Origin of the sequence: Actinoplanes aureus, from assembly GCF_015704865.1 — a bacterium.
Taxonomy (GTDB): Bacteria; Actinomycetota; Actinomycetes; order Mycobacteriales; family Micromonosporaceae; genus Actinoplanes; species Actinoplanes aureus.
In genome coordinates, this window is the sequence record NZ_JADQTO010000038.1 from 12,725 (window position 1) to 37,902 (window position 25,178).

The window sequence follows — 25,178 nt, forward strand, 5'->3', positions numbered from 1 at the left end:
CGAAAGTCGACGGACTCCGTTGACGCTGTCGTCTGGCCTGCGCCTTCCAAGCTGATCCTGCAGCTCAGGACGAGTGCAGCGCCTACGCTCCGCGGGTAGCCTCGCGTAGTCGCTTTCGCAACTCGAGGATAGCCAGCTCTTCCGATTCCCGGTGGGTCGCGGCCAGAACCTCGTATTCACTTGCGGTCTTCAAAAGATCCAGTTGCAGCGTAGCGGCCTTCAACCGCTGTTCGGCGGCTGCCGGGCGTTCGGCGATCTGTTTCCGTGCGACGCTGGTGGCATCGAGGATCTCTCCCAGTGAGGTAGCGACCGCAGATGCGTTCGGTGCAGTGGTCACGCCGAATGACTTCACTGACATGTCCGGGTGATAGGATAGTTCAAACCTCTTGGTTTTCAACCAGGATCCGTCCAGAGAAAGCTGGTCGAGTTCGCTATGGCCATCGACAACGTCAAGCTGTCGAACCGAACTCTCGTCGAGTTTCCAATCTTTTTCGTCACGGAAATATACACCGACGGTCACTGGCCTTGAGCGGCGTAGGACTATCCGATCGACCAGCGATCCGTCGGCCGTGCGACTGACGCCCGTTCGATCCGGGTCGACGATCGCAACCAGCACTCCGAACTGGCCTGCCATGTCCGTCTGTTGCGGAGGTATAGCCGGTTCGAGCAGTGTGACAGGTAATTCGCCGTTCAGCGCCATTAAGTCTTCCGGCGCATATTTCCATCCCTGAGTGGTCGATGGTCCGGCTTGGGCGGCAATCCATGTGCGCTTGGCCTGACTTATGGTGGCGAGCTGGTTCTGTAGCGCCTCCAGAGCGGCTCCGACGTGAACCACATCCTGTGGAAGCGTCGAAGGATCGCCTACTTTCTGAAGATATTCCGCGATCTTTACTTCAAGCGCTGCTGCATTTTGGCTGAGGAGTGGGTACTTTAGAGCCCATTCAGCTTCAAGGGACATCGATGCGGTAGGAATGTTCTCATCGGGCCCAAAAGCGACTATGGCGGCGGCAAGTCCGATTGCCTTACCGACGACGCTCATCACGGGAGCGAGATCTTTGCTGGACTCACTGTTGACAGACTGAATGAATCCGCGGTCGTCGAGGTTGACTGCAAGGGACACCTTCTCGAGTGCTCTCACATCAATATTCAGAGTCATGCGGCTCTTGGGATCGGCTATGGCTGTGGGCACAAGCGAGACATCCGCCGCCAGCTGCTTATAGCTTCCCGAATCACCTGCGACGACGATATATCGTTTGGTTGTATTAACGGCGAACTGAGTAAATGGCAGCCAGTATCCGAGCTCAAGGTCGCCTTTCGTCATGTCCGCCTCCATGTCTCTAGTCTGCTGCATCCTCGCCTCGTCGTGTATTCATTAGGCGTCACGTATGAGTCGGTCTGGTAGAGCCGAACGGGTCAGTTCCTCGGACGGACTTGGCATGCATCGCGTAGACTCACATTATGACTGAGATCAAATGATCTAAACTGAATGACCAAGCTATCTTTGGTCACGCAAAATGCGCGCATGTGCGGATCGCGATTCTCGGGGATCGGCATCCCGCCGCCGACATGTCAGCGCGGGAAGGAACAATTTGGGGCGGATCGAGGCGTCCGCGTCGGTGGATGTTAGGGGAGGGGCCGCCTGCTTCAGCCGCTTTGTTGAGCAAGCTGCGGCGCTGGCGCGCGTTCGGCCTCGGACAGCGCCTGCGGTGCTGAGTCGCTCGGCGCGTGTGGCGTTTTGCTCCGGTGTCTTGGGCGCTGGCAGCGGGTCGCGCGGGGCATGCCCGGTCGGCCGACAATAGTCGCGGATCGTCGCATTGACTCGGCTCGCCGAAGTAGTGGCCTTGTCATCGTGGTGACACGAGGTCGCTCAAAGCTGCTAACACGATCTGCCAAATCGATGATTATCGGCGCTACAGGTTTAAGGTCGGTCTTTTCGGTGGACGTGAGCAAGGCGTGTGTAGTCGACGACGAGTTTCGGAAGCTGATTGAGCCAATGGCGCCGCCGTGGACTACAGAAGGCTCCGGGACCGAGGCCGATGCCGGAACCGCGGTGCCTGCAGGGCAGCCTGTTCGTACTGCACACCGGCATCAGCTGGGAAAATCTGCCCGGGTTCGGCTCCGGGACGACGTGCTGGCGCCGGCTGCAATGTTGGACCGAGGCCGGCGTCTTCGACCAGGTCCCCAGATACTGCTGGGCCGGTTGAACGCGGCGAACCGGATCGACTGGCGGAGAGCCATCGATGGACGGGTGTCACATCGACGCGAAGGGGTGCAGGGGACAGGCCCGTCGCCGGTCAACCGGGGCAAGCCCGGCTCGAAGCACCACCTGATCTGTGACGGCATCGGCACGCCTTCGACCTGTGACTGCTCACAACCCATCACCGGACGCCCCGGCCGGTCCGTCGTCGGTTCGACGTGCTCCTCACGGACAAGGGATACGACCGCGACGCCTTCCGGCGGGCTTTCTGAGCGTGGCACCAAACCAATAATCCTGAAATGCAAAACCAGCGGAGTTAAAGGGCCGGGGGACAAGCTGCGCTACGTCGTCGAGCAGACGTTCGCGCTGCTGCACCAGTTCCGCCGGACGGCGGGCTCTCCCCCTGTCACCGGGACGGTCGAGGCGGGGCACACGTTCTCGACGTCGGCTGTCCCGTGGATGTAGGCGGCATTCCCGGTTGCCAAGGACCAGAAGCCGGTGCGCCCGGGACGGTACGGCTCGGACGGTGAGGAGACAGGACGACAGACAAGAAACGAGGTTCCTCCATGAGCAACACCAAGCAGAGCGATGGCATGGGCCGTACCGACTCAGACGAGCTGACTCAAGCCCTCACTGACTACCTCAACCGGGCATTGACCGCACAGACCTCCAAGCGGGACGTCGACGACGACGCCACTGATCCGGCTCAGGTTCCACTGCCGGCGCCAGAACCGGGAGATCTGGCCGAGCGCTGGCTGCCGATCGTCGCGGCGATCCTGCCCGCCGTTGTGCAGGCCGTGCCGGCGATCATCGACGCTCTCCGCGACCGCAACCGCGACCTACGGCTGTTCGACGAAGCAGCAGGCAACACCGAGCGTGAACTGGCGGCTGTGCTCGGCGTCCTGGTGCCCCAGGTCATCAACTTACTGCCGCAGTTGGTGCAGGCACTCGGGGCAAGTCGTGAGGTGCCCCGCAGCGGAGACGATGCGACCGCCCGCTTCCTGATGCCGCTGCTGACGACGCTGGTGCCGATGATCGTCAACGCGGCGCCGAGCATTGTTGCCGCCCTCACCGGCCAATCCCGCGACGTGCAAGGCACGTCGGCGTCCAGTCCCGAGTTCGCGCACCGTTTTCTCGGCCCGCTGCTCGGCGCGGTGATCCCGCTGCTGGCCCAGGCAGTGCCGTCGCTCATCGCGGCGGTGACCGGCCAAGCCAGAGGCACCCAGCTCAACTGGATCAACTTCACGGGGCAATGGCTGCCTGACGGTGACGCCATCAACATGGACGAGTGGGACATCGAGCCCGGATTCATCGAGTTCGAGCTGACCCAGCCGTACGGTACGTGGGGCAAGGCGCTGCGCTTGATGATCGGCGGGACCCAGGTGGACAGGGCCGAGGTCCGCAACGAGAACCGAACGTCGCACGTGATCCGAGTACCGGTGGATCAGGTGCGTGGCGCCGGATACCTGGAATTCGTCAAGGCCAAGATGTTCGGGGTGATGACCGGGATGTACCAGCTTGGCGGGCTGGAGCAGAAGTCCGGTAAGCACCTGCGCTTCAACTGGCTGCACAGTTGACCCTGCACCTGGTGACGGTGGCGCACGCGCTACCGTCACCGCGCCGTGTCCGGGGTCAGGTACGGCAGGACGCCGCTGTCGTGCACCAGCAGCACGGCTCGGACACGATCGCGGGCACCCAGCTTGTCGAACAGCTCCGAAATCTGGTTGCGGATCGTCTTCTCGGCGAGGCCGAGTCGGTGGGCGATCTGCGCGTTGTTGTCGCCGAGCGCCATCCGGTACAGCAGGAGCCGGTCCCGGTCGTTGAGTCGGTCGAAGGGCGGCGGCAGCACAGCCGTGGTGCGTCTGACTCCGGCGAGGACGCCAGCCCCGATCGAGGGGCCGAGTACCACCCCGCCGTCGGCGACCGTAGACAGCGCCTGGACCAGCTTGTCCGGCTGGATGTCCTTGCGGGCGTAGCCATGAGCGCCGGCGTGGAGCGCTCGGAACACGATCTCGTCGTCGTCGAGCATGGTCAGCATGAGCACGTTGACGGTGGGGCGGATTTCCAGGATTCGCCGAGTCGCCTCGATGCCGTCTGCGTCGGGCAGCGCGACATCCATCGCGACCACGGTCACCGGATGTTCGCGGGCGATGCGCACCGCGTCGGCGGCGGTGTCCGCCTCGAGGATGCTGGCAACCCAACGCTCCTCTTCCAGGACCGCGCGCAATCCGCGCAGGAAGACCGGATGGTCGTCGACGAGCAGCACGCGCTGGCCGCCAGTCATGACGAGACCTCCTGCGGTTGCGCGGCGGACTCGGTGGGGCGGCCGATGTCCAACCGCAGCGGGAGCCGGACCCGCACGCAGGTGCCGTGCGGCTCGTGAGCGGCGATAAGGCAGGAACCGCCGAGCTCCTCAGTTCGCTCGCGCATCGAGGTCAGGCCGACGCCACGCTGGCCGGCCGGGGTGAACCCGACGCCGTCGTCAACGACCGTCAAGTCGAACGCCTGTCCCTTGCTGACGGTAACGTCGCAGGTCGTCGCGCGGGCATGCCGGCTGACGTTAGTGAGAGCTTCGGCGATGATCCGGTAGGCCGCCACCTCGAAGGCAGCGGGCAGGCCGTCTAGGTCGGTTCGCACGTCGAGGTTGACGGTGAGGTCCGCTCCGGTGAATCGGCGGCATTCGGCTCGCAACGCCGCGGCCAGACCTCCGTCGAGCGCGGGTGGCCGTAACTGGTCGACCAGCCGCCGCACCTCGGCCATGCAGATCTGCAGGTCGCGGGCGACGCGGTCCAGAATGCCCGCCGCACGGGGCTGCCCGACGATCGCTTGTTGAGCGGCGCGCACCTGCATCGACATACCGGCGATGGTCGGTCCCAGTCCGTCGTGCAGGTCGCGGCGCAGCCGACGGCGTTCCTCCTCGCGGGCGACGACCAGCCGCTCCCGGGATTCGCGCAAGTCGTGGATTAGCAGGGTCGCCTCGACGGCGATCGCGGCGTGCTGAGCCACATCGCTGAGCACGCGGCGCTCCCGCAGGGCGAAGCGCGACGCAGGGCTGCGCGTCGCCACGAGCAGACGGCCGATCAGCTCGCTGTGCGAAATCATGTCGAACGACTCCGTCTCCGGCGCCGGAGTTCCGTACTGAGCGAGGATCTGAGGGCCGTGGCGACCGAAGGTCTCCACGGCGACGTACGGCACGCGCAGGGACCGGGCGATGGTCTCGGCAAGCAGCGGCGGGACCGACTGCGGCTCCACGGTGCGGCCGAGCAGCCCGCCCAGCCGGGTCACCACCCGGTACGGGTCGTCGCGGTCGCCATACAGCAGTTGGTTGACGCCGCGTTGGACCCGATCGAGGACTGGTTGGAACGTCACCGCGATCACGCCGGTTGCAGCCAGCGACGCGGAGGTCGCCGAGCCGAACAGCAGAACTCGGGACACTGCAACGAGCGCGACGAAGGCGACGATGACTAGGAAGGCCATGATCAGCCAGACGATGGTGCGATTGATGACGCGGTCCAGGCCGTAAAGTCCGAACTGCAGGATCGCCAGGGTCATCGCGGCCGGGATAAGCATCGAGACGAGGATCCACGCTCCGGGGAGGTTGAGCACGTCCAGGATGATCGTCATGGGCAGCAGCGCCCCGGCCAGCAGCACGCAGGCAACCTGGTGACGGGTCTGGCCGGACGAGCGTCGCCATCGCAGCCAGAGCGAGCCGGCCACCACGACGGTTTCAAGCAGCAGGGCGGCCGTGGCCGCCGCCGCGATGACCAGGAAGGTCTGGGCGCGCGCGGTGGCGGGCGGTACCGCGTCGAGCAGATACGTCCGCCGCGGATCGAGGGCGGCGATCGCCCAGCTGACCGCGATGACGGCGGTCGTCACGGTGATGACCACCGCGAGCGCACGCCGCCATGGTGAGCCGAGCCGGCCGTCCGGAAAGAACAGCAGCGCGAAGATCACCAGGCTGAATGACAGGCACCAGCACCACTGCGCCAGCCAGGCCAGCGGCGGCCAGCCAGTCCAACTAACCGCCAGCACGGCGGTCGTCGCACAGATGCCGGCCGCGACGAGTAGCCGCCCGACGCGATGAGTGGGGATGCCGGCCAGGATCAGCATTCCCATCGCCGTGCAGGACAGCGCGATCCCGGCGTTGAGCCCGACCCATTGCATCGTCGCCTGACCGGGATCACGCAGCTGGCCGATAGCAACCAGCGTCACAATCGCTGCGACGATCGCGGCCGCAGTGGAGCGACGGCCGGACACCAGGAGGTGCTGAACAATCGCCATGGTGCTCCCTCTCCAGGTTTCGCGGTGCCTCAGGAGTGGGTCCAGCCCAAGGCGTGCGCGGCGTTGTGCAGCATGCTTCCGCGATCGCCGCCGTCGGCGCGGAGGAACGCGCGGATGAGGTCGAAGCAGTCGGCCAGTGGTTTGCCGCGGATGTCGGGCGGATCGGCGCTGTGCTCACGCATAGCCGCGAGCACCTCAGCCGGTGTGTAGTCGCTGAACACGGGCGGCTGGTGCGGGGCGAATCTCTTCTGCAGTCGGTCCGCCGTCGTCTCCTGTGCGAAGGTCCGGTAGTTGCGCAGCCAAGCCTGCAAGCGGCGTCGCACCGTTCCGGCGTTAGCCGGTCCGGGCGCCCGGTACAGCGCCTGTAGTTGCCACGCCGCGTCGTACGCGGGCGCCAACTGGTAGCCCTCGACGTCGAAGAATTGCAGTCCGCAACCGGGGTGACCGATGTTGTGCTGCTCCTTGATTTCTGCGACGTCGGCGGCGATGTGTACGAACCAGTCGTCCACCTGAATGATCGCGATGTTGTTGTCGTTGTTCGACAGGGCGGGTGCAATGCTGGGCATTCCGGTTACCTCCGATCATCTATGGCTGCGCCGTCGAGGCGCAGCATGACACCGCCGACGACCCGGCCACCGACCGTCTGCGTGACCCGCACCTCACGGCAGGGCCGCAGCTGCGCGTCCACCTCCATTCGGACCGCAACGCCGCGGGCGTCTCCGGGCCGGTCGCCGCTGCCGGTCAGCGTTCCGGCGAGCTTGCCGGTCGTGCTGTCGACGGTGCCGTGAAACTCGCCGTGCACGTTGATCGAGCCGGTCATGGTTGCCGCCAGTCGACCCTGGACGCGCCAGACCCCCGGCGGTGACTGCCGCGTCGCTGTGGCATCGGCCAGTACGCCGCGAAAGTCGCCGGCCATCGGCTCACCGAACCGGCCGATGACCTCGCCGCCAAGCGGCGGGTCGGCGGGCGCGGCCGGGTCGACGGCGGGCGGGACAAGCCTGATGTCGAACGGCCGGCGTTCACCAGGGACGAGCTTCATTCCGGCGTTCCCAGACACGGTCGCTTTCCAGCCGCCCGCCATGTCGCTCGCGGCGGCGATGCGGGCTTCGATCATTGTGTCCGTGGGGTTACCGGCGAGCACGGTGACGGTGTGACCGTCGGGCGTGTCCGCGAGGTGCACCGCGGCGCTACGAACCTGGTCCAGTACCGCGCCCCGGCTCGTCACCGTGGCCCGCAGGCAGAAGTGGTGGCCGACCCGCCCGTCAGGGTCGGTGGGCAGTCGCCACCGGATCGAGGCGGCCGCCGGCGGATTCTCCTGCGCCTCGTCGGGAAAGCTCGACGCTCCAGCGTCGAGCCTGCCGATATGCAGCACCAGAGGCCTGCCCGCGACGACGGCCGGCCGCCAGTTCTCACCCGCAGTGGACAGCTCGGCATAGTCGAAGGTCACCTCCAGGTCAGTGGCTGGTGCATCACCGAAGTTGCGCACCCGGCAGAAGATCGTCTTCTCGTCGGCGCTGCCGACGACGACAAGATCGCGCGACGCCCACGGGGAACCGGCCAACCCGACGTACGGGACGGAGTCGGCCCAGTCCACGGATGGCGGCAGAAATCCCACGTCGGCGCCATACTCGCCGGCCGACGCGAACAGACCGACGGCGTAGAAGGCGCGTTTGGCAGTGCGGTGTTCGGTCGATTCCTCGCCGTAGAGGTCCGCTGCGGTGTCGATGCAAGCTTGGGCGAAGCTGGGAAACAATTGCTCATCCTGCGCTGCCTCGCCGGTCGCCGCACCGAGGTGGGCGAAGTGGTGGATGAGCGTCCGGTACCAGATGCGGGCCGCCTTGCGCACTTCCGCACCCTTGTACGTCTCGGTGCCGAGACCTCGCACGGCGATGCGGTTCGGGTTGCGGCCGGGCCGCTGGTGGACACCGCCCGCATCCATGAGGTAGGCCGCGTGCGCCAAAATGGTTCCCCGCGCATGCCGGTAGCCAGTGACAGCCCGATCGCCGAAATGGTCGAGGTTTGACGGGTCCTCGGCCGCGGTGTCGCGCGGAAAGGCGAGGTTGCGCAGAATCCGGCGCACCGGCGAGATGTCCCGGCAGGGCCGCCAGTCGCCGGCGAGGTAGCCACCAAACAGGTCCGCGATGCCCTCGTCGAAGGCGCCGTGCCAGTTGTCGTCGGAACTGTCCAGGCCAAGAGAGCCGGGACCGCTGCGGAAGGCGAAGTCGTTGACCGCGTGCTGGTACTCGTGCGCGACGATGAAGCGGGATCCCGACGAGTACGTGTAGATCTTGCCGTCCTGATCAGGGAACTCGATCCACATGATCAACCGACCCTGCTTCCGCTGCCGACGCATATGTGACGCCGTCTTGTCCCAGCGGTCGAACACATGTGCGATCCCGATGATGGGCAGCGGCTCGGAATACGCTCCGTCGTCCCACCCGGCGCGGCCGACCAAGCGGCTGTACCACTCGAATGCCGCGCGCATGTGAAAGTGCAGGTCCACCTCGGGTTGCTGGGACCTGGTCCGGGCATCGAGTGTGCCGCCGGACAGCACCCTGTCCCACCGTTCGCTCTCGTTGCCGGAGATCGGCATCTCGCCGCGGAACAGCGCGTCGCGGCGCAGCAGGTAGGTGTTGAACTGGGCATCGTTCCCGGCGTTGTATGTGATGATCGGGCGCGCCAGGGTACGGTCCTCGAGGTAGTAGGTACCGGTCTGCGGATCCGCCGAGATGTGCAGATCTCGCCGCTGGAATCCGCCGGCGAGCGGCGTCACCGACAACCCACTCCCGATCGCCGGTGTCCGCTGCTGGCTGCGGTCGGTGGGCGCGAATAGAAGACGCTCGCCGGTTTCTGCGTCGATGATCGTCTTGCCCAGCTCTGCGAGCTGCGGTTTACCGGAGTCATCGCCGCGCATCCCGAACGCCTCCAATCGGTAGGCCGGACGAAACCCGGCGCCGCGCGGATAGATGATCAGCTCCGGCGTCGTCATCATGGGGAACCCCGGCTCGTCCTTGTTCGCTGCGGCGAGTTCCTTGGCGTTGATCGCGACCGCAATTGCCGCTGCCAGCCGCTGCTGCAGCGCCAGCGGGCTGAACTCGTCAAACTTCGCCACCATGACGTCGCGGTAGCAGCTCGACTCCACGGAGGAGATGTCGCCCCCTGGGCGCACGTGCACCGTCAGGACCGACCGGTGCAGCTCAAGAGTCCCGGACTGGGTCGGCACCACCTGCTGGTATCCGGCATGCCGCCAACCCAGGTCGTCGCGGACGTCTCGATCCGACGGCACGAGAACGGGCGCGTCGTCGCTCGGCAGCGGACTGAACAAAATCCGAGCGGGACCGAGCGCACCGACCGGATCGCCGTCCTCGTCCAACCACCCCAATTCGGCGCCTCGAATCACTGCGGCAACGCCGCGCGGCTCGTCCCAGTCGACCCGAAATCCGGGACGCCGCCCCAGATTGTCCAGCGCTGCACGCTGGGCCGGCGTGATGTTTTCCATGACGCCCCCACAACACGACCATCGCCGAAGTAGCCCTCCAGCCGACGATACGGCGACTGAATATCCATCGATTCGGCCGATCATCCGAACCCTGCGGGCGTGAATCCCGCCTCACGGGGACAACTGCCTCCTGACGCCAGGACGTGCCCAGACGGACGGTTCCAGCAGTGGAGGTTCCACTCCGCGACTGTCCGCGGCATTCGGAAGGAAGTAATGATGAACCCCAGTAACACCATGGACCCGGCCAAGTCGGCCGCCGAGCAGATCGTCCGCGCACTCGCTGACAGCCTCACCCAGGCCGCATCCACGGTGGGACAGCGTGACATCGGTCCCGACTGGACCCCGCCCCCGGCGGTGCCTGAGCCGGTCGACGGCGGCAGCGGTGCCGAGCCCGAAATCGAGCGGTGGATGGTGCCCGTCCTGACCCAGGTGATTAAGATTGTTGCCTCGGCTGCGCCTGGCATTCTGCACGACATCCTCAACCAGAACCGCGACGTCCTAGGTCCGGAAACCCGGGATCCAGAGCAGCTCACCCGCGGGTTCTTCGACGTTGTCGGGGCGTTCGTCCCGCACCTACTGCCGACGGTCACGCAGATCATTTCCGCGTTCGCTGGACGCCGTGACGCGGCCGCCCCTGACAACGACGACGACCTGCGCGAGCGGTGGCTGTTCCCGCTGCTCGGGGCAGTACTGCCCGCCCTGCTGCCGGCGGTGACCCAGGTGGTCACGTCACTCACCCAGGGCCGTGGCGAGTCGGCGGTCTCGCTGACCGATCCCAACACGGCGCCCCGCTGGATCGGCCCGGTTCTCGGAGGACTGGTTTCCTCGCTCACCACCGCGCTGCCGTCGATCATCTCGATCTTCACCAAGCCGCAGCAGTAAGGGGATGTTCAGGATGGCTCGAACTCTTTTCCGCGGCCACCGCGGCGACGACGTGCGGACCGTGCAGGACCTGCTGCGCGCTGCCGACCACGACCCGGGCGCAAGCGACGGCTTCTTCGGCGAGCCCACCGAGGCAGCAGTGCGCGCATTCCAGCGGGCGCAGAACCTGGTGGTCGACGGCGCAGTCGGCCCCATCACATTGGCCGCCCTGCGCAAGGCCGGCGATGGCAAGCCGGCAACGGTGTGCAGGGCACTGTCACTGCACGTCGGCATCAATGTGGTGGACCCGACCAAGTACCCCGTGCCGGTGCCCCCGCTGCGCGGCTGCGAGAACGATGCACGGGACATGCGGGCACTTGCCCAGGCGCAGGGGTTCACCAGCACGATGGTGCTCGGCCCGGCGGCCACTGCCCAGGCCGTCATCGACGCCATCACCGACGCCGCGGCGCAGCTCAACGACGGCGACTACTTCTGGTTCACCATCTCCACCCACGGCTCGCAAATAAAAGACCCCACCGGCGAGGAACCGGACGGCCTGGACGAGACGCTGGTGATGTACGACCGGCAACTGTTGGACCGGGAGCTGTCCGCACTGTGGGACAAGTTCCACCCCGGCGTGCGGATCTTCGTCGTGCCGGACACCTGCCACAGCGGCACGGTGACCCGCTCAGCGGACCTGGCGTACCGCGCGCTGGCCGCGACAATCCAGGACAGCCCCGACGGATTCACCGAGCGTGGCGTCCTGCTCGTCACCCCGCACGCCGAGCGGTCGATGGGTACCGGCCTGCGGGGAATCCTGTCCGAGATCATGCCTGCTGTCGCCGACGCCTTGTATCCAACCCGGGCGGTTGGCGCAGAGGGGCAGGACCGGGTCATCCGGCTCGTTGACGGCATCTGGGAGCTGCTCGCCGCACGCCTGGTCGAGTTGGACCAGGTGGACCTGTCGGCTGTGCCGCGCGCGCGGTTCCTGCCGCCGGAGGTGCAGGAGGCTGACAGCACGAAGCGGGCGGGCCTTTACCGGGAACTCGCGCTGGCGGCGGGTCGGCACGACCGGTCCGCCGACAGCCGCACCATGCCCGCTGTGCTCGCCGAGTCTGCCTGCCAGGACAACCAGGTGGCCATGGACGGCAGAAGGAACGGTCTGTTCACCCAGCGGTTCCTCGAGGTGTGGGCGACCGGCGCCGCGACCGACTACCCGGACCTGCACCGGCGGATCTGCGAGCTGATGCCGCCGCAGCAAACCCCGAACCTCTACTGGGCGACCGATCGTGATGTCGCCTTCGAGTCCCAGCGTCCACTGGTGATCGACCCCGGCCGCGGCGGTTCACAGAGCACCCGCCGTCGCACACCTGCTGGACGGGCGCTGGCGGCCACCGCTGGCTAGGTCCGATGCCTTACCGGGCGGCGCCAGTGTCTCCGGAGCCGCCCGGCCCGCTACACCTGAGGAGTACATCCCGATGCCCGACCCGATCGTCACCTGGCTGGCCACCGCGCTGGCCGGATTCGGCCCCTTCGACGCACCACCCGACGCCGACGCCGCCAACCTGCTGCGCGCCGCACTGGAGGACCCGGGCACCCGCACTCGGCTGCTGCAGGACCTGCGGCAGGAGGTCGCGCGCATCAGCGATGGCCGTGTCTCCCTGTCTCGCGCGGACTTCTCCGAGTTCACCTTCCGCCCGCGCGAGGCGCTCGCCGAGCCGATGCGCCTCAGCGGATCCCGGCTCGTGGCGCTCGTTCCCGCCGACGCCCCACTGGCGTACGACCAATGACGTGAAAGTCAGGCATTCCATGAATTACCAAGAGCAGGTCGACGCCGCCACACGGCGATATCGCGATACCAGCCCGGAACGCGTGGCGATCAACCAGCAGAAGGCCCGCCACCTGGCCAGCGTCGCCGACAGCACCGTTCAACTGCAGGCACGTGTCGACCGGCTCGCCCGGGCGGGCCTGGTACACGCCGACTCGCTGCTGCGCGCGGCACCGAAGCCGCACAGCATGGACCGGACGATACTGCTCGAGAACATCATCGATCTGACCAACGAGCTGCAAGCGGCCAACTTCTTGTCTCGCGGTGCTCAGACGGCCGGTACCGTAGGGCGCATCGTCGGCGATGAAGCCGAGCCGCGCACCCCTTGGGGAACAGGCTTCCTGATCGCGCCGTCGCTCATCGTGACCAACCATCACGTACTTCCCGACGCCAACATGGCATCGTCGGCGCTGCTCGAGCTCAACTACGAGCGCGACCTGGAAAACCAGCCCACCTCGGTCGCGGCCTACCGGCTCGACCCGTGCATGCTGTTCCTTACCGACGAGCGCCTCGACTACACGGTCGTCGCCGTCGCCGCTGGCGCCGGTAACGACGCCCCAGGCGACACGTTCGGCTGGAACCGCCTCATCCGGGAGCAAGGCAAGATCGTCATCGGGGAGGCAGTGAACTTGATCGGCCATCCCGGCGGCCGGCGCAAGGAGATCACCATCCGGGAAAACACGCTGGTGTACCAGCTCGACGATTTTCTCCACTACACCTCCGACACGCAGCGGGGTAGCTCGGGATCACCGGCGTTCAACGACCAATGGGAGGTAGTGGCGTTGCACCACGCCGCCATCCCGGCCACGGACGAGCACGGCAACTGGCTGTCGCTCGACGATGGGCCGGTTGGTCCAGACCGTCCCGACCAGGTGCGGTGGGTCGCCAACGAAGGGCTACGGGTCAGTGTGCTGCTCGACGACCTACTGGCCCGGGACTTGACGGACAGCCAGCGGCGGTTGCTGACGACGATGGGTCCGCAAGCGCTTCCGACGCCGGCGACACCAGCGCTGGAGAGGGCCGGCGTGCCCGCTGCGGGTTTGCGTGCCGACCGCCCGGCCGGTGGGTCTGGCGCACATCTGGTATTCGTGCACGGCCGCGGCCAACAGGGCCGCGAGCCGGCCCGGCTGCGCTTGAACTGGTTGTCTGGGCTCGCTGAGGGTCTGAGCCGGGGCTCGTTCGCCCCGGTCGCCGCGGCCGACATCCGGTTCCCGTTCTACGGCGACGTGTTCGCCTCCGCGCTGCCGGAGTCGCTGCGCGACCGCACGATGAACGACCTGGTGATCGACTACCGCACCACGGCGTTTGCCGTTCAGATACCGGTCAATGAGTCCACCCGCGAGCTTTACGCGCGCCTGCTGGAGCAGGCCGCCACCCGGGCAGGGATGCCGATTCGGGTGTCTACGGTCCGTGAGGAGGAGGGCCTCGCCGACGGCCTGGTACGCCGTATCCGCCGATCACTAGGCTGGGTAGCCGACCGCAGCCGACTCGACGAGATCGTCATTGCTACGGTCTTCCGTGACGTGGCGGCCTACCTCGACCAGCCGGCGGTCCGCGACCGGGTCCTCGCAGCGGTGCTCGACTGCCTGCCCGACGCCGGTCGCATCGTACTGGTCAGTCACAGCATGGGTACGGTGGTAGCGATGGACCTGATCGCCCGGCTGCCGGCCGCCCTCGACGTCGAGGTGTTAGTAACCGCCGGGAGCCCGCTGGGCCTCGACTCGGTGACCGACCGGCTGCTCACCGCGGGACCGAGGCTGGCGCGGCCGGTCACAACTTGGATTAACGCCTGGTGTCCAGCCGACGCCGTCGCGATCGGCTGCCCGCTCGGCGATGATTGGCCGCACGTCACCGACGTGATCACGAACAATGCCGACGGTCGCGCTCACGACATCGCCGAATACCTCGGCGACGTACGCGTCGCGCAGGCGATCGGGATCGCGCTGAAGTGACGTCACCGTCGGCCACCGAGGCCCCGCTTCGGTGGCCGATATGTCGTCAGGCAACGCGGATCCAGGGGCCCGACAGACTGCACCCGCTGCGCCACACCTTCGCGGCAGAAACCCGCGCGGACGCTCATCGCGACAGCAGGGTCGAACCTTTCGGCGTGGGCCGCAGGCTACCTGCTCGAAGGATAGCAACTCAGCTGCGCTGATCGATGAGCTGTGCGCGGTCGCCAGCGGCGGTTTCGTGTAGACGTGGATGTCGGTTCGACTCTGCGAGTAACCATACATATCACGCGCCGGACTGCCGCCGCCCTTCATCCAGCTGACTTCGGGAACGGCATCGGTTGAACCCCTCGCGGTAGCGATAGGAACGCCGAGATCGCAGTCGTATTGGTATTGGCGAGAAGGCGGTATAGAACAAAGTTCGCCGTGTTCACCAGGCTTAGCGTTGCGGAACGCATTCAGGCGGCGATGCTCGCCCGGGATCCCAACATTCGTGCTGACCGCCGACGTGCGTGCCGGGCGGTGTCGGCATGGGACGAAGGTCCGCCATGCATGCCGGATCGCCCGCATGAGTGGGACACCAGCCTCTGATGGCCGGGACCGCATGGTCCGCACAGTACCGGTATGAAGAACTCCAACAGCATTCTTGCCACCGGTCGGGCCGAGGCACTGTTCGTCAGCATACTGTCCAACGAATCGCGGCCTGACCTGTGCGAGGCCACAAAAGCTATCAGAGACGCCGTGCGAGGACACGGAGGTGTGCATGGCTGCGCCAGCGAAATGGCCGCCGCGTACGGGGAATACCCGGAAGCGGCCGCATCCCGCATGATGTGGGCTCGCGGCGTCGTTGAGATCCTGTTCCCCTGAGGGAGGGAGGACAGCTCGTGTGCCTGGACCTGGATGACCGAGCATCCGACAATCAGGAGACCTGAGGCGGTGGGCGCGGACCGTGCCGCCGAGGACCAGGCCGCCCGCCGGACTGGCCAGCGCATGACGACGATTCCGTCCGGCCTACGTACGCCTACGAGTTCCGGTGCCGACGCTACCTCGGGGTGCAGGGAGGTGCCGGTGGGGTAGGTCGCTTGCGCCTTCGAGTGCCCTGGCCTTGGGTTTATCCATAAGTTCGGGTCTCACCCTCGATCGGGTCGATTCCATGTTGCCAGTTTCAGCCCCACCTAGCCTTGAGCGAGCCGGAGCGAACCATCCGTCGTGGTTGGCCTGGACCACAGTCGAGGCGGCGCCGGCATGGTCGGTGGATTCGCGACATGCGGTGTCCGAGCATGGGCGCAACTCGGCGACCCCGACCGCTCGCTGGGCCGGCCGGCGCGGGACGTGTCCATGCAGGAACGGGCGCTGCCGTTGAGCCGGTAGCAGCGTTCAGCCCTGATAACCGCGGACCCGCGTACGGGCGTCAGATCAACGCAGTCGTCAGCACGCCTCCACCATGAGCCTTGTACGGAGACTCGACGAGCCGGTGTTGGGGTTCAACTCGACCATCGGGCAGAAACGCCGATTCGAGGCTTGGCCTCGGTTGTTGGGAATGGGTTTGTATCGGGGGGCGACACAAACCATTCCCCAACCTACCATATGGGTATCTACTACTATTCCATTGAAATAGTGCACGAGGAACCCGTCCGGGAAGACTTCACCCGGACGGGTTCCTCGTTCTATGGGCATGTAGCTGTACCCGCTGTGCATCGCCGGCGCTGGCGGCTCTCCGTTGGTGAGATGCCGCAGACCTGGTTCGTCGGGACGGGGGGTGGGGAAGTGGTCGACTCGTCGCGCCGGCGTCTGCGTCCGGCTGAGCGCGCACCTTGGTGGCCCTACTGTGTCGCTGCTGCGTTCTGATCGCCGCTGAGCGCGGTAAGCGCCGTAGCGATCTCGGTGGTGCTGCGGCCCGATGGGTGGGCATGGTCAGGTGCGCACTTCTGGCCGATGAGAGGAAACCCGCCGGAGGAGAAGCGCATTACGGGAACCGGGCGGTCAGAAGTTGTAAACGGTGTAGTTGTAGGGGCGGCCTCGGTCGTAGATGGCACGCAGCCGTGGCTGCTTGACCTCGGGCAGTCGGGCCAGCACGCTGAGAAAGATTCGGCCGTCCGGCTCGAATCGGTGACTCGGGAGCATTTCCGGCAGGGCTTCCGGTGGGATCGGGACCGAGCGCGCGGCCGGCTTCGCGGGTCGGTGGAACGCGAGGTGCCGCCAGGCGTCCCAGGCCAGAGGGACTGGCTTGACCGGTGAGGCCACCGGCCAAAGTTCGCCGGTCTGCGGATGTTGCGGGGATGAGAGCGAAGTCGCCGTCGGGTTCCGGTAGGCCGGGCCCGGCCAGGACCAGGGTGCGCTCCGGCTCCGTGCCGATTGGGCTGACGAGACGGTTCAGGGTGGGCCGGAAGACCTCGGCGACCTGGTGATCCTGGATCACCATCGGGGTCGCCGTCCGAGGCGGCCAGGAGGTGCGCCAGGGCCGAGGCTGCGGCGGCCACCCATATCGGGTGCCAGCCGCCGTCCGGTTCGGACGGCGGGATACCGGGCCGCTGGTCGATCAGGTCCGGCCAGTCGAGTACCGGGTGTGGACCGGGATCGTCCTCGATGACGCGGGTGGTCCGCGGGTTCAGCCAGATCGCCTGCCGCAGGCCACAGTCGTCAATCCGGAGGGCCACTGGTGCGCCGCAGGTGGCGCAGACCATGTTGGGCTCGTCGCCGTCGAGACCGCAGCATGCGGAGTCGCTGACCAGCGCCGGGTCGATGACGGCGCCGCGGATGTCGCCCGGGGCGAGTAACACCCGGCCGACCGGCCCGGTGGAGATGGCGAACCTCGGCGCGTACCAGCCGCGCGCCTCGGCCTCACCGGGTTCGAGTTCGGCCCACCGGCGCCACGGTGGACCGGAGGGCAGCGGATCCACCGCGAACGTGCCGGGCTCCAGCGCTGGGGCGAGCGATCCCGGGCCGTTCCCGTATTTCTGGTCCGCATGGACGGGCAGCGCCACCCTCGAAACCGGAACCGTCAGAGTGGCGTCGCTGCAGCGGCAGCCGAAAACCGTCATGTATCTCCCGCGAGTCGACTGGGTCAATCTAGATCATCGCCCCCAGCCTGCCGGCCCCGCTCCAGCCCTGTGCCGCGCCGACCTCCCGCGGCTCGTCTGTATCGGCAAGCCGCCGCACAGCAGTTTGCGGAAACGGATTCCGGTGAGGCATCCTCATGTGGCCGCGATCCGCAGTTCGACTCGCAGCCCAACGGAGCGCGGCTCAGATCGAGGGATTCCCTTGCGCGACCGGAACCCGTCGCCCGATCTTGCGGTGGTTGAATCCAATGCTCAGGAAACGTACCAGTCGAAGATCTCCAAGCCCAGCGGCGAGACCATGGTGATCAGTGCGGCGACGCTGACGGTGCAGGCCGCGGCCAGCAGCCGCCAGAAAACGTTGCTCGACCGATAGTCCGACCGCCGCAGGAGGGTCGCGGACACCAGAATGCACGTCAGCGTTGCCGGCGGGCCCAGGAAGGTCGCATACACCGCGGGAAGGGCCCAGGCCGGTGGCGCATGCTCCGGGAAGAACTCCGCATCCGTGGTGAGGTAGGCGACGACGCCATACCCGTACGCAGCGGCCACGGTCGCCTGAATCAGAATCAGCACCCACGTGGCGCCTTGGGCACGGACCGCGGCCGTCGTCTCTCGCTGCACCACCGGACGATAACCGACCAAGATCATTGCGGTGACGAGGCGGTGGGCGAGCCGCACGATGTCGGGTGCGGTGCGGATTCACGCGGCTCCGTCGTAGCTCAGGTCGTGATCATCCTGATCAGGCGTTGCCACCCAGCGACAGGACGTCCGCCCCGGCGACCAACTGGAGTGCCGGCGCGAAGCGACTACCTTGTGTAGGCCGCGACCCACATGCGGCCAATGATCGACTCACTCCGGACAACACGCACATGACCGGGAAAGCCACGCCGGATGCTGGTCAGAGGGTGACGCCGCTGATCTCGTGGTAAGTGACCCAGTGGCTCTCACTCTCCGGCGAGGTGCGGCCGCACTGGCAGGGCTCGCTCGTTGCCCGGTACTGCAGCTCGAGGCGACCGAAGTTCCTTCGCACCTCGTGGAAGGTTGCGTCCAGGAGCATCTGCAGTTCGATGCCTTTCCTGAAGGCGTCCCGAACCAGGGGTCACTCGTCGGGTGACTCGTCGAGGGCGTCGAACTTGAGATGTCCGATGAAGAGATCTCGCGTCGCGCCAGCCGCGAGCGCGTCGTTGCTTAGCGGTATGGTCGCGCCGCCGTCGATGAGGTGCGTGCCGGTCACCCGGTAGTCGTAGCGGCTGTTGTTCGTGATCTCCGCGAAGACGGCCCCGCCGGTGCGACTCGGCCGCCACACGAACGCCACGGACGCATTCGGGCCGAGTTCGTCGTGGTGTCGTGTCGCCTCGATGGTGGCGAGCTTCTCCGCCTCACGCGCTGAGACGGCCGCTGCCTCAGCCGACCGCTCGGCCACGATTACGGCCTTTTTCGATTCCTCCAGGGCTTCGGCGGCGGTCTTCGCCGCCCGCTCCGATGCGAGCATGGACCGGACGCTCAGGTACAAGGTCACGAGGCCGAGGACCAGAGCGACCAGCACGCTGGCGGTGCCACCGATGGCGTCGAGTTTGTCGGTCTAGGAAGGATCTTCGTTCACAGCGTTTGATCGTATCGACCCCGCACCTCGACTGCTTCCCGAGTGGTGACTGTCCGTAGACGGCAGCACCCGGGGGATGATCGCACCGCCCACGCCGGACACATCCGCATCGTCGACGGAACGCTCTTGCCGGCCAAGGGCGCCGACTACTACGCCAGGCCCGGTGAGCAGGTACGTGACGCGGTCAACCGATGGATCCGGGACAGCGGTGAGTTTAATGCCGTCGTCGACTTCGACCGAGCACGTACCGCCTGTTCGGTGGCAGGACAACCGTGCAGCAAGATCCCTACGTCGGTGGCCGCCAGCGCTTGGACACCACTGCCGGTGCTGCCGCAGCCGGCCACGCCTGGATCCGCAGCCGCTCCATTGTCTGCGGATCCTCATCCGAGTCGACGCCAGCTCGATAGGCGCGATCAAGGTTGGACTGGGAGACGCGCATACGCAGCCAACCGGACGCCACTGGAAAGCGTCGAGCGTCGGGCTCGAAGTCGGTGCATCCCATGACCACCAGTTGTCCCGACGAGCAGCGAATGCTGGCTTCCGCGACGGGATCAAAGTCGATGCTGTCGTCAGGCGGCGGACCGGCCAGAAGTTCGACGCTGACCGCAACGTTGACATTCACCGTGGTGCCAACGGCGACCGCGTCCGGACCGACAGCTAGGTGATCATCCAAGGCTTCGGTGGTCCACTCGTCGCCGAGATCGGTCTGCGATCCATCGTCGAGAACGTGGATCTGGTGGTAGTCCGCGAACAAGGTCAACTCGGTCACGCTGCCATAATGCACGCCAGCTTCCGCGGTTTATGCACGACGCACGAACCTCAACAAGATCACATGAGCCCATCCGAGTGGTGTCGCTCCTCGCAACCATTGATTATGGACGGCGCGCGATCACGGCGTTCCCTACGCAGGCCAGTCACTTGATGTTGCTGACCTGCGTGGGGTTGGACGTGGAGGGTGGATGCGGACGGGTTAGCGCACAGTCGTGCCGAAGGCGACCGCGTCAGCGGGTAGGCCGCCGGCCCCGGCCTGGTGCGTGATGGCTACGGCTGCGGTCCCGCCCGCGAGGTCGCTCCAGGGGATGCCGTTGGCGGCACGCTCGGTGCAGGGGCTACCCGGCCATCAGCATCGGAACCCTGCTCGCTGGCCTAACGAAAGGCGTGATGCTCGACTGATTGCGGCAGGACCGCATCCTCAACGAGGCCTCGGAAACCGCCGACCCACTTCGCCTGATGCGCCTGTTCGGCATCACGGAACAGACCGCGATGCGGTACCTCGACGCCGCGCACCCAGAGCGCACCTCCAAGATCCCCGCTGACGTCCTGTTTCCCGATCTCCGGCTGGGCGCGCATGGCTCACCAGCGTTTCGGTGGCGCCGGCCCGATTCGAGACCGGGGCTACTATAAGATGTGCCTCTGCCCGTTCACGCCTCGACGGCTCGGAGAGCCGGTGAGGTCGTCGAAGTCCGAGTCCGGGCCGGCCACATCACTCGCGTGTAGGGCCTTCTGTGGACAGCGGACGGGCGGTGCGCGAAGCTGACCGTGCCCGATGGATCGACGAGGGAGTCGACGCTGTCCAGGACGCTGTTGTTCGTGCACGGCACCGGGACGCGTGCCGAACGCTACGCGGAGACCCTTACGGCGATTCAAGCCAAGATCGCCGAGCGGAAGATCGACGCCGATCTGCGAGGCTGCTATTGGGGTGATGCGGTCGGCGCCCGGCTCAATCTCGGCGGCACGTCGATCCCGCGCTACGCCGAGACCGGCGGCAGTGTTCCGGACGGGATGCTGGCACTGTGGTCGGTGCTCTACACCGATCCGTGGTACCAGCTGCGGCTGTTGCGGCGGCACACCACCGGCGGCATCGGGAACCTCGGCGAGGAGTCGCCTGCCGATCTCCTGCGCGAGCAAGTCAGCGAGTTCCATCCTTCCGCCGAGATGCGCGACCAGCTCGTTGCCGCCGGTTTGTCCGGCGAATTCGACCAAGCGCTGGCTGCCCTGCGTGCGGCGCCCGAGTTCGAGCAGGCGATCCGCACCGCCCCGGCCGATCCGGTGGACCACCGCGCCGCCATCGCCCGGGCTCTGATCGCGTACGCCTCGGTGGCGGCCACCGAGGCGGGCCGCCCGCAGATCGACGGCGGCGTCCGGGACGCACTTGTCACCCGGCTGGGGGATGAATTGGACGCGTATGTGATGTCGGTCAAGAGCACGTTGCTCGCTCCGGTACTGCATCTCGCCACCCGCAAGATCACCAGTGATCGTGGCGCGATCACCGATGGCGCCGGACCGTTCGCGGGGGACGTGCTGCGGTTCCTGGCTCGCGGTGACGAGGCGCGCACGTTCCTGCGCGCGGCGATCGACGACATCGGCGGCGACGTCTACCTGCTCGCCCACTCGCTCGGCGGCGTGATGAGCGTGGACCTGCTGGTGCGCGAAGTGCCGCCGAACGTCCGCGGGTTGATCACGATCGGCTCGCAGGCCCCGTTCCTGTACGAGATCGGCGCCTTGCCCGCGTTGGCCCAGCCCGAGCCGCTGACCGAGGACTTTCCGGCCTGGCTGAACATCTATGATCCGAAGGACCCGTTGTCGTACGTCGGCCGTGAGGTTTTCGGTACGACGGTGACCGATGTCCGGGTCGACAATGGGCAGCCGTTCCCGCAGTCGCACAGCGCCTACTGGTCGAACTCCGAGGTGTGGGCGGCCGTCGCCGCGTTCCTGAGATGAGTTGCGTTCCTGAGGTGACCGGGTTGGATCCGGCGAAGGTGTCGGTCCTGGCGGTCGGCGTCGAGCGATACGCCGACGACGTGCTGCCCGCCCTTCCCGGCACCGCAGCGCAGGCCATGCGGTTCGCCAGGTGGGCACTTGCCCAGGGAGTCCCGGCCGAGCGGATCCAGGTCGCCGCCTCATGGGTGTCCGGCCGGCGCCCGCGTAAGCCGCGCGGAGTTCAGCTCATCGAGGCCACTCACGACAAGCTGCAGAAGGCGGTGGAGGACCTCGCGACCCTGGACGGCGAGCTGCTCCTGCTCTTCTGGTGCGGGCACGGCCTCGTCAGCGACGATCGGCGGGTGCTGTTCAGCGCGGACGCCGGCCGTCAGCACCTGCGGGGCCTGGATGCCGGTGACCTGCTGTCCTATCTGCGATCGAAGCATTTGCGTGGCAGCTTCACCCAACAGATGATCCTGATCGACGCGTGCGCCAACCAGGTCGAGCAGCTCGATTCGCCGGAAGAACTCCGTGAGCTCGTGCAACCCGGTCTGTTCCCGAAAGGGCCGAGCCGGCTCGGAGTGCGCCAACAGGTGCTCTTCTCCGCTGCTCAGGGGCAGGCCGCCAAGTACGAGGCGGTTTCGGCGACGACCCGTTTTGGCAGGATCGTCCTGGACTGGCTCGGCAAGCACGACCTACCGCTGAACTTCGAGGCGCTGCACACGCACGTCACCACCCAGCTCGACGGCTATCGGGACAGAGGCAAGCTCCGGCAGCGGCCGGTTTCGCTCTGGTATCGGTCCGGGGGCGGGAATGAAGACCATATTTCGTACGGGGGGACTCCGGTGTCACCCGCTGTGCAGAGAGGGCTGCGTGACACCGGGCTCACCGTCGCGCAGGCGTGGCGGGTCGCGTACGCGCTGGCTGATGGGGTGTTCGGTGCCTCCGAGGAAGGCCGGCGGCGCCTGCTGGGCCTGTTCGGCGTGGATGCCGATGCCGACCGGGCCTCCGTGCTCACCGCAGCGGTGCGGCACGTCGCGGACGGGCACGGCGAGGCCACGCTGCAAGCCCTGATCAGGTCGGCGACGGACGACGCCGAGCGGCTGAGTGCGTACGAGGTGCTGCGCATCCTGCGCCGGCAGCACTGGATCGCCACCCCGCTAAGGACGTTCCCCGCGATCCGGGGTGAGCAGGTGCGGGCGGCCTACTACCGCAGCGTGCCGCCCGGCGACGTCGGTGACGCGCCCCAGGACGTCGATGAGGCTCTCGACCGTGCGGCCGCTTACGGCGGTGAACCCGGCCGGATCGCTGTCCTGCATCAGTTCGTCGCCGACGTGGAGCACCTGAGCGGGGCGCGGGTCGAGGACTCGTGGTTCGAGCTCCCCGCCGACACTCTGCGCGGTCTGCGCGCCGAAGCCGCGTGGACGCCCACCGAGTCGGCCCGGCTGGTGGTCGACCTGCGGAATCCCGGACGCCTGCTCCTCGGGCAGGAGTGGCCCTCCGCGGTGGATGGCCATCTGTTCGTACCCGGCGCGGGCTGGCAGAAGACGACGGTGGCGGCCTCCGGTACGACCGACGGCGCACGCGAGGCGATCCAGGAGCTGCGGGATTGGGCGTACCAAAGGGGTCTTGTCCGTTTCACCGTCGGCTTGATCCTCACCCGCCGCCAGCTCGACGAGGTTCCGGAGTCCTGGGAGTTCGGCGACGAGCTGTACGCGCCCGAACCGCTCTGGACCGAGCAGCCGACCATCGTGCACAGCGCTGAACGGCTCGGCCACCAGCGCGCCATCAACGTGTGGCGCGAGCAGGCGACCGCGATCCGCGAACACGTGGCTGACCATCCGCCCGAGGTGTTCTGGATCCCGGACCAAGACCGGGCCGCGCCGAGCCGGATCCGTCAGGGAGTCCAGGCGGCGGGCCGGGGCTGTGTGGCGCTCGGGTTCGTCGCCGAAGCCTGCCCAGCGGAGCTGCGCCGCGATCCGATCATCGTGGCCGTCGCGGCGGGCGCGCCCTACGTAGTCTGGGTCGTCAGCGAACCACCCGACTGGGAGCACCTGAGACAGATCGTGAAGGTGCTTTCCGGGCAGGGTGAGTTCGCCGGCCTGCCGGAGCGGCTGCATCAAGAACGCAGCGGACCCCAGCACGGTCTCCGGGTGATCTGGGACGAGCCGGAAGCTCTGCCACCGCTGGGACAACTGAAAGAACCTCAAACCGGAGGGCGACAAGGTGTCTGATTGGAAGCTTTACACCGGCGAAGCTGAGCCGCACGACATCGCGCCGCCGGTCGCGCCGCCGTGGCGCAGGTTCGAGGGCAAAGCTTCCGACAAGCTGGCGCCGATCACCACGGACCCGGTCGATGGCAAGGAGTTCCAGCCCTCCCCGGAGACCGTCGAGGCGGTCAATGCGGCACTGCACCTGCGCCGCCCGCTGCTGATTACCGGCCGGCCCGGCTCCGGCAAGTCCTCGCTCATCGAGTCGGTGGCCCGGGAACTGCGGCTCGGGCCGGTGCTGCGTTGGCACGTCACGTCACGCAGCACGTTGCCGGACGCGCTGTACCGGTACGACGCGATCGCCCGGTTGCACGCCCACACCGGGGGCGCTGGGAAGCCGGAACCGAGGGAGTACCTGAGTCTCGGTCCACTCGGCACCGCGCTGCTGCCCAGCAAACGGCCTCGGGCGCTGCTCATTGACGAGATCGACAAGGGTGACATCGACCTGCCGAACGACCTGCTCAACGTCTTCGAGCGCGGGATGTACGAGATTCCCGAACTGACCCGGCTGGCGGGGAAGGGACGGCACAAGGTCGGGGTTTCCGGCAGCGACGACCTCGTCGAGCTGGACGGGAGCACGGTGTACTGCGCGGAGTTCCCGTTCGTGGTGCTCACCAGCAATGGGGAACGCGACTTCCCGCCCGCCTTCCTACGTCGCTGCATCCGGCACAGGATGCCTGACCCGACGCCTGGACAGCTCGCCGCGATCGTCGCAGCGCACCTGGGCAAGACCGACGCCGATCAAGCCGCGAGCCTGGTCAAGGACTTCGGCGAACGGTACGGACAGTCGGCGCTCGCCACGGACCAGCTGCTCAACGCGGTCTACCTGATCACTCGGCAGTTACCGGAGGATAGTCCGGAACGCCGGCGCGTCGTCGATCTCATCCTCAAACAGCTGATCAGCGACGTGCCGTGATCGAGAAACTGGTGGCAG

20 protein-coding genes and 1 pseudogene are annotated in these 25,178 nt (G+C 66.8%); 10 read left to right on the forward strand and 11 right to left on the reverse strand.

The window, feature by feature from the left end; genetic code table 11:
* Nucleotides 1-82: 82 nt before the first annotated feature.
* The gene (locus I4J89_RS44040; RefSeq protein WP_196420193.1) at nt 83-1,321 is read right to left on the reverse strand and encodes a hypothetical protein; all 1,239 of its coding nucleotides are present in this window, start codon (nt 1,319-1,321) and stop codon (nt 83-85) included.
* Nucleotides 1,322-1,985: 664 nt separating this feature from the next.
* Here I4J89_RS44040 and I4J89_RS44045 point away from each other — a divergent pair.
* Both I4J89_RS44045 and I4J89_RS44050 read left to right on the forward strand, forming a co-directional pair.
* A complete protein-coding gene (locus I4J89_RS44045) occupies nt 1,986-2,204 on the forward strand; it encodes a transposase (RefSeq protein ID WP_255521971.1) in 219 nt (72 codons plus the stop codon).
* A gap of 559 nt (nt 2,205-2,763) precedes the next feature.
* A complete protein-coding gene (locus I4J89_RS44050; protein WP_196420195.1) occupies nt 2,764-3,774 on the forward strand; it encodes a hypothetical protein in 1,011 nt (336 codons plus the stop codon).
* Between the two features lie 35 nt (nt 3,775-3,809).
* Here I4J89_RS44050 and I4J89_RS44055 read toward each other — a convergent pair whose 3' ends face one another.
* The 4 genes from I4J89_RS44055 to I4J89_RS44070 are packed head-to-tail and all read right to left on the reverse strand — an operon-like array spanning nt 3,810 to nt 9,977.
* Nucleotides 3,810-4,463 carry a response regulator gene (locus tag I4J89_RS44055; RefSeq protein WP_309238751.1) on the reverse strand — a complete coding sequence of 218 codons (654 nt, stop codon included), beginning with the start codon at nt 4,461-4,463 and terminating at the stop codon, nt 3,810-3,812.
* Nucleotides 4,464-4,477: 14 nt separating this feature from the next.
* On the reverse strand, nt 4,478-6,478 hold the full coding sequence (locus I4J89_RS44060; protein WP_196420197.1) for a sensor histidine kinase: 2,001 nt from the start codon (nt 6,476-6,478) through the stop codon (nt 4,478-4,480).
* A 29-nt stretch (nt 6,479-6,507) separates the two neighbouring features.
* Complete coding sequence (locus tag I4J89_RS44065; protein WP_196420198.1) at nt 6,508-7,044, reverse strand: hypothetical protein; 537 nt, start codon at nt 7,042-7,044, stop codon at nt 6,508-6,510.
* A gap of 5 nt (nt 7,045-7,049) precedes the next feature.
* Nucleotides 7,050-9,977, reverse strand: a complete 2,928-nt coding sequence (locus tag I4J89_RS44070; RefSeq protein ID WP_196420199.1) for a M4 family metallopeptidase — start codon at nt 9,975-9,977, stop codon at nt 7,050-7,052.
* Nucleotides 9,978-10,193: 216 nt separating this feature from the next.
* Here I4J89_RS44070 and I4J89_RS44075 point away from each other — a divergent pair, with 216 nt between their 5' ends.
* From I4J89_RS44075 to I4J89_RS44095, 5 genes are all read left to right on the forward strand, one after another.
* A complete protein-coding gene (locus I4J89_RS44075; RefSeq protein WP_196420200.1) occupies nt 10,194-10,859 on the forward strand; it encodes a hypothetical protein in 666 nt (221 codons plus the stop codon).
* 13 nt (nt 10,860-10,872) lie between these two features.
* Nucleotides 10,873-12,243 carry a caspase family protein gene (locus I4J89_RS44080; protein WP_196420201.1) on the forward strand — a complete coding sequence of 457 codons (1,371 nt, stop codon included), beginning with the start codon at nt 10,873-10,875 and terminating at the stop codon, nt 12,241-12,243.
* A gap of 73 nt (nt 12,244-12,316) precedes the next feature.
* Complete coding sequence (locus I4J89_RS44085; protein ID WP_196420202.1) at nt 12,317-12,628, forward strand: hypothetical protein; 312 nt, start codon at nt 12,317-12,319, stop codon at nt 12,626-12,628.
* Nucleotides 12,629-12,647: 19 nt separating this feature from the next.
* The gene (locus I4J89_RS44090) at nt 12,648-14,618 is read left to right on the forward strand and encodes a trypsin-like peptidase domain-containing protein (protein WP_196420203.1); all 1,971 of its coding nucleotides are present in this window, start codon (nt 12,648-12,650) and stop codon (nt 14,616-14,618) included.
* Nucleotides 14,619-15,239: 621 nt separating this feature from the next.
* The gene (locus I4J89_RS44095) at nt 15,240-15,482 is read left to right on the forward strand and encodes a hypothetical protein (protein ID WP_196420204.1); all 243 of its coding nucleotides are present in this window, start codon (nt 15,240-15,242) and stop codon (nt 15,480-15,482) included.
* Between the two features lie 1,116 nt (nt 15,483-16,598).
* Here the strand turns inward: I4J89_RS44095 and I4J89_RS51850 are convergent.
* The 6 genes and pseudogenes from I4J89_RS51850 to I4J89_RS44125 form a co-directional block, all read right to left on the reverse strand.
* A pseudogene (locus I4J89_RS51850) lies at nt 16,599-17,656 on the reverse strand (hypothetical protein).
* A 270-nt stretch (nt 17,657-17,926) separates the two neighbouring features.
* On the reverse strand, nt 17,927-18,349 hold the full coding sequence (locus tag I4J89_RS44105) for a hypothetical protein (protein WP_196420205.1): 423 nt from the start codon (nt 18,347-18,349) through the stop codon (nt 17,927-17,929).
* A 220-nt stretch (nt 18,350-18,569) separates the two neighbouring features.
* Nucleotides 18,570-18,728 (reverse strand): hypothetical protein, encoded by a 159-nt coding sequence (locus tag I4J89_RS44110; RefSeq protein ID WP_196420206.1) that lies wholly within the window; start codon nt 18,726-18,728, stop codon nt 18,570-18,572.
* A gap of 42 nt (nt 18,729-18,770) precedes the next feature.
* Nucleotides 18,771-19,217, reverse strand: coding sequence for a hypothetical protein (locus I4J89_RS44115; protein ID WP_196420207.1), 447 nt, complete (start codon nt 19,215-19,217; stop codon nt 18,771-18,773).
* Nucleotides 19,218-19,560: 343 nt separating this feature from the next.
* A complete protein-coding gene (locus tag I4J89_RS44120) occupies nt 19,561-20,043 on the reverse strand; it encodes a hypothetical protein (protein ID WP_309238752.1) in 483 nt (160 codons plus the stop codon).
* Nucleotides 20,044-20,420: 377 nt separating this feature from the next.
* Nucleotides 20,421-20,624, reverse strand: a complete 204-nt coding sequence (locus I4J89_RS44125; RefSeq protein ID WP_196420209.1) for a hypothetical protein — start codon at nt 20,622-20,624, stop codon at nt 20,421-20,423.
* Between the two features lie 189 nt (nt 20,625-20,813).
* Here I4J89_RS44125 and I4J89_RS51855 point away from each other — a divergent pair, with 189 nt between their 5' ends.
* From I4J89_RS51855 to I4J89_RS44140, 3 genes are read left to right on the forward strand one after another with little or no spacing between them, the layout of a single operon-like run.
* Entirely contained in the window at nt 20,814-21,995 is a 1,182-nt protein-coding gene (locus I4J89_RS51855; protein WP_196420210.1) for an alpha/beta fold hydrolase, read from the forward strand.
* Between the two features lie 14 nt (nt 21,996-22,009).
* Nucleotides 22,010-24,208 (forward strand): VMAP-C domain-containing protein, encoded by a 2,199-nt coding sequence (locus I4J89_RS44135; protein ID WP_196420211.1) that lies wholly within the window; start codon nt 22,010-22,012, stop codon nt 24,206-24,208.
* The gene (locus I4J89_RS44140; protein WP_196420212.1) at nt 24,201-25,160 is read left to right on the forward strand and encodes an AAA family ATPase; all 960 of its coding nucleotides are present in this window, start codon (nt 24,201-24,203) and stop codon (nt 25,158-25,160) included. The genes I4J89_RS44135 and I4J89_RS44140 overlap by 8 nt, the downstream gene beginning before the upstream one ends.
* The last annotated feature ends 18 nt before the right edge of the window (nt 25,161-25,178 follow it).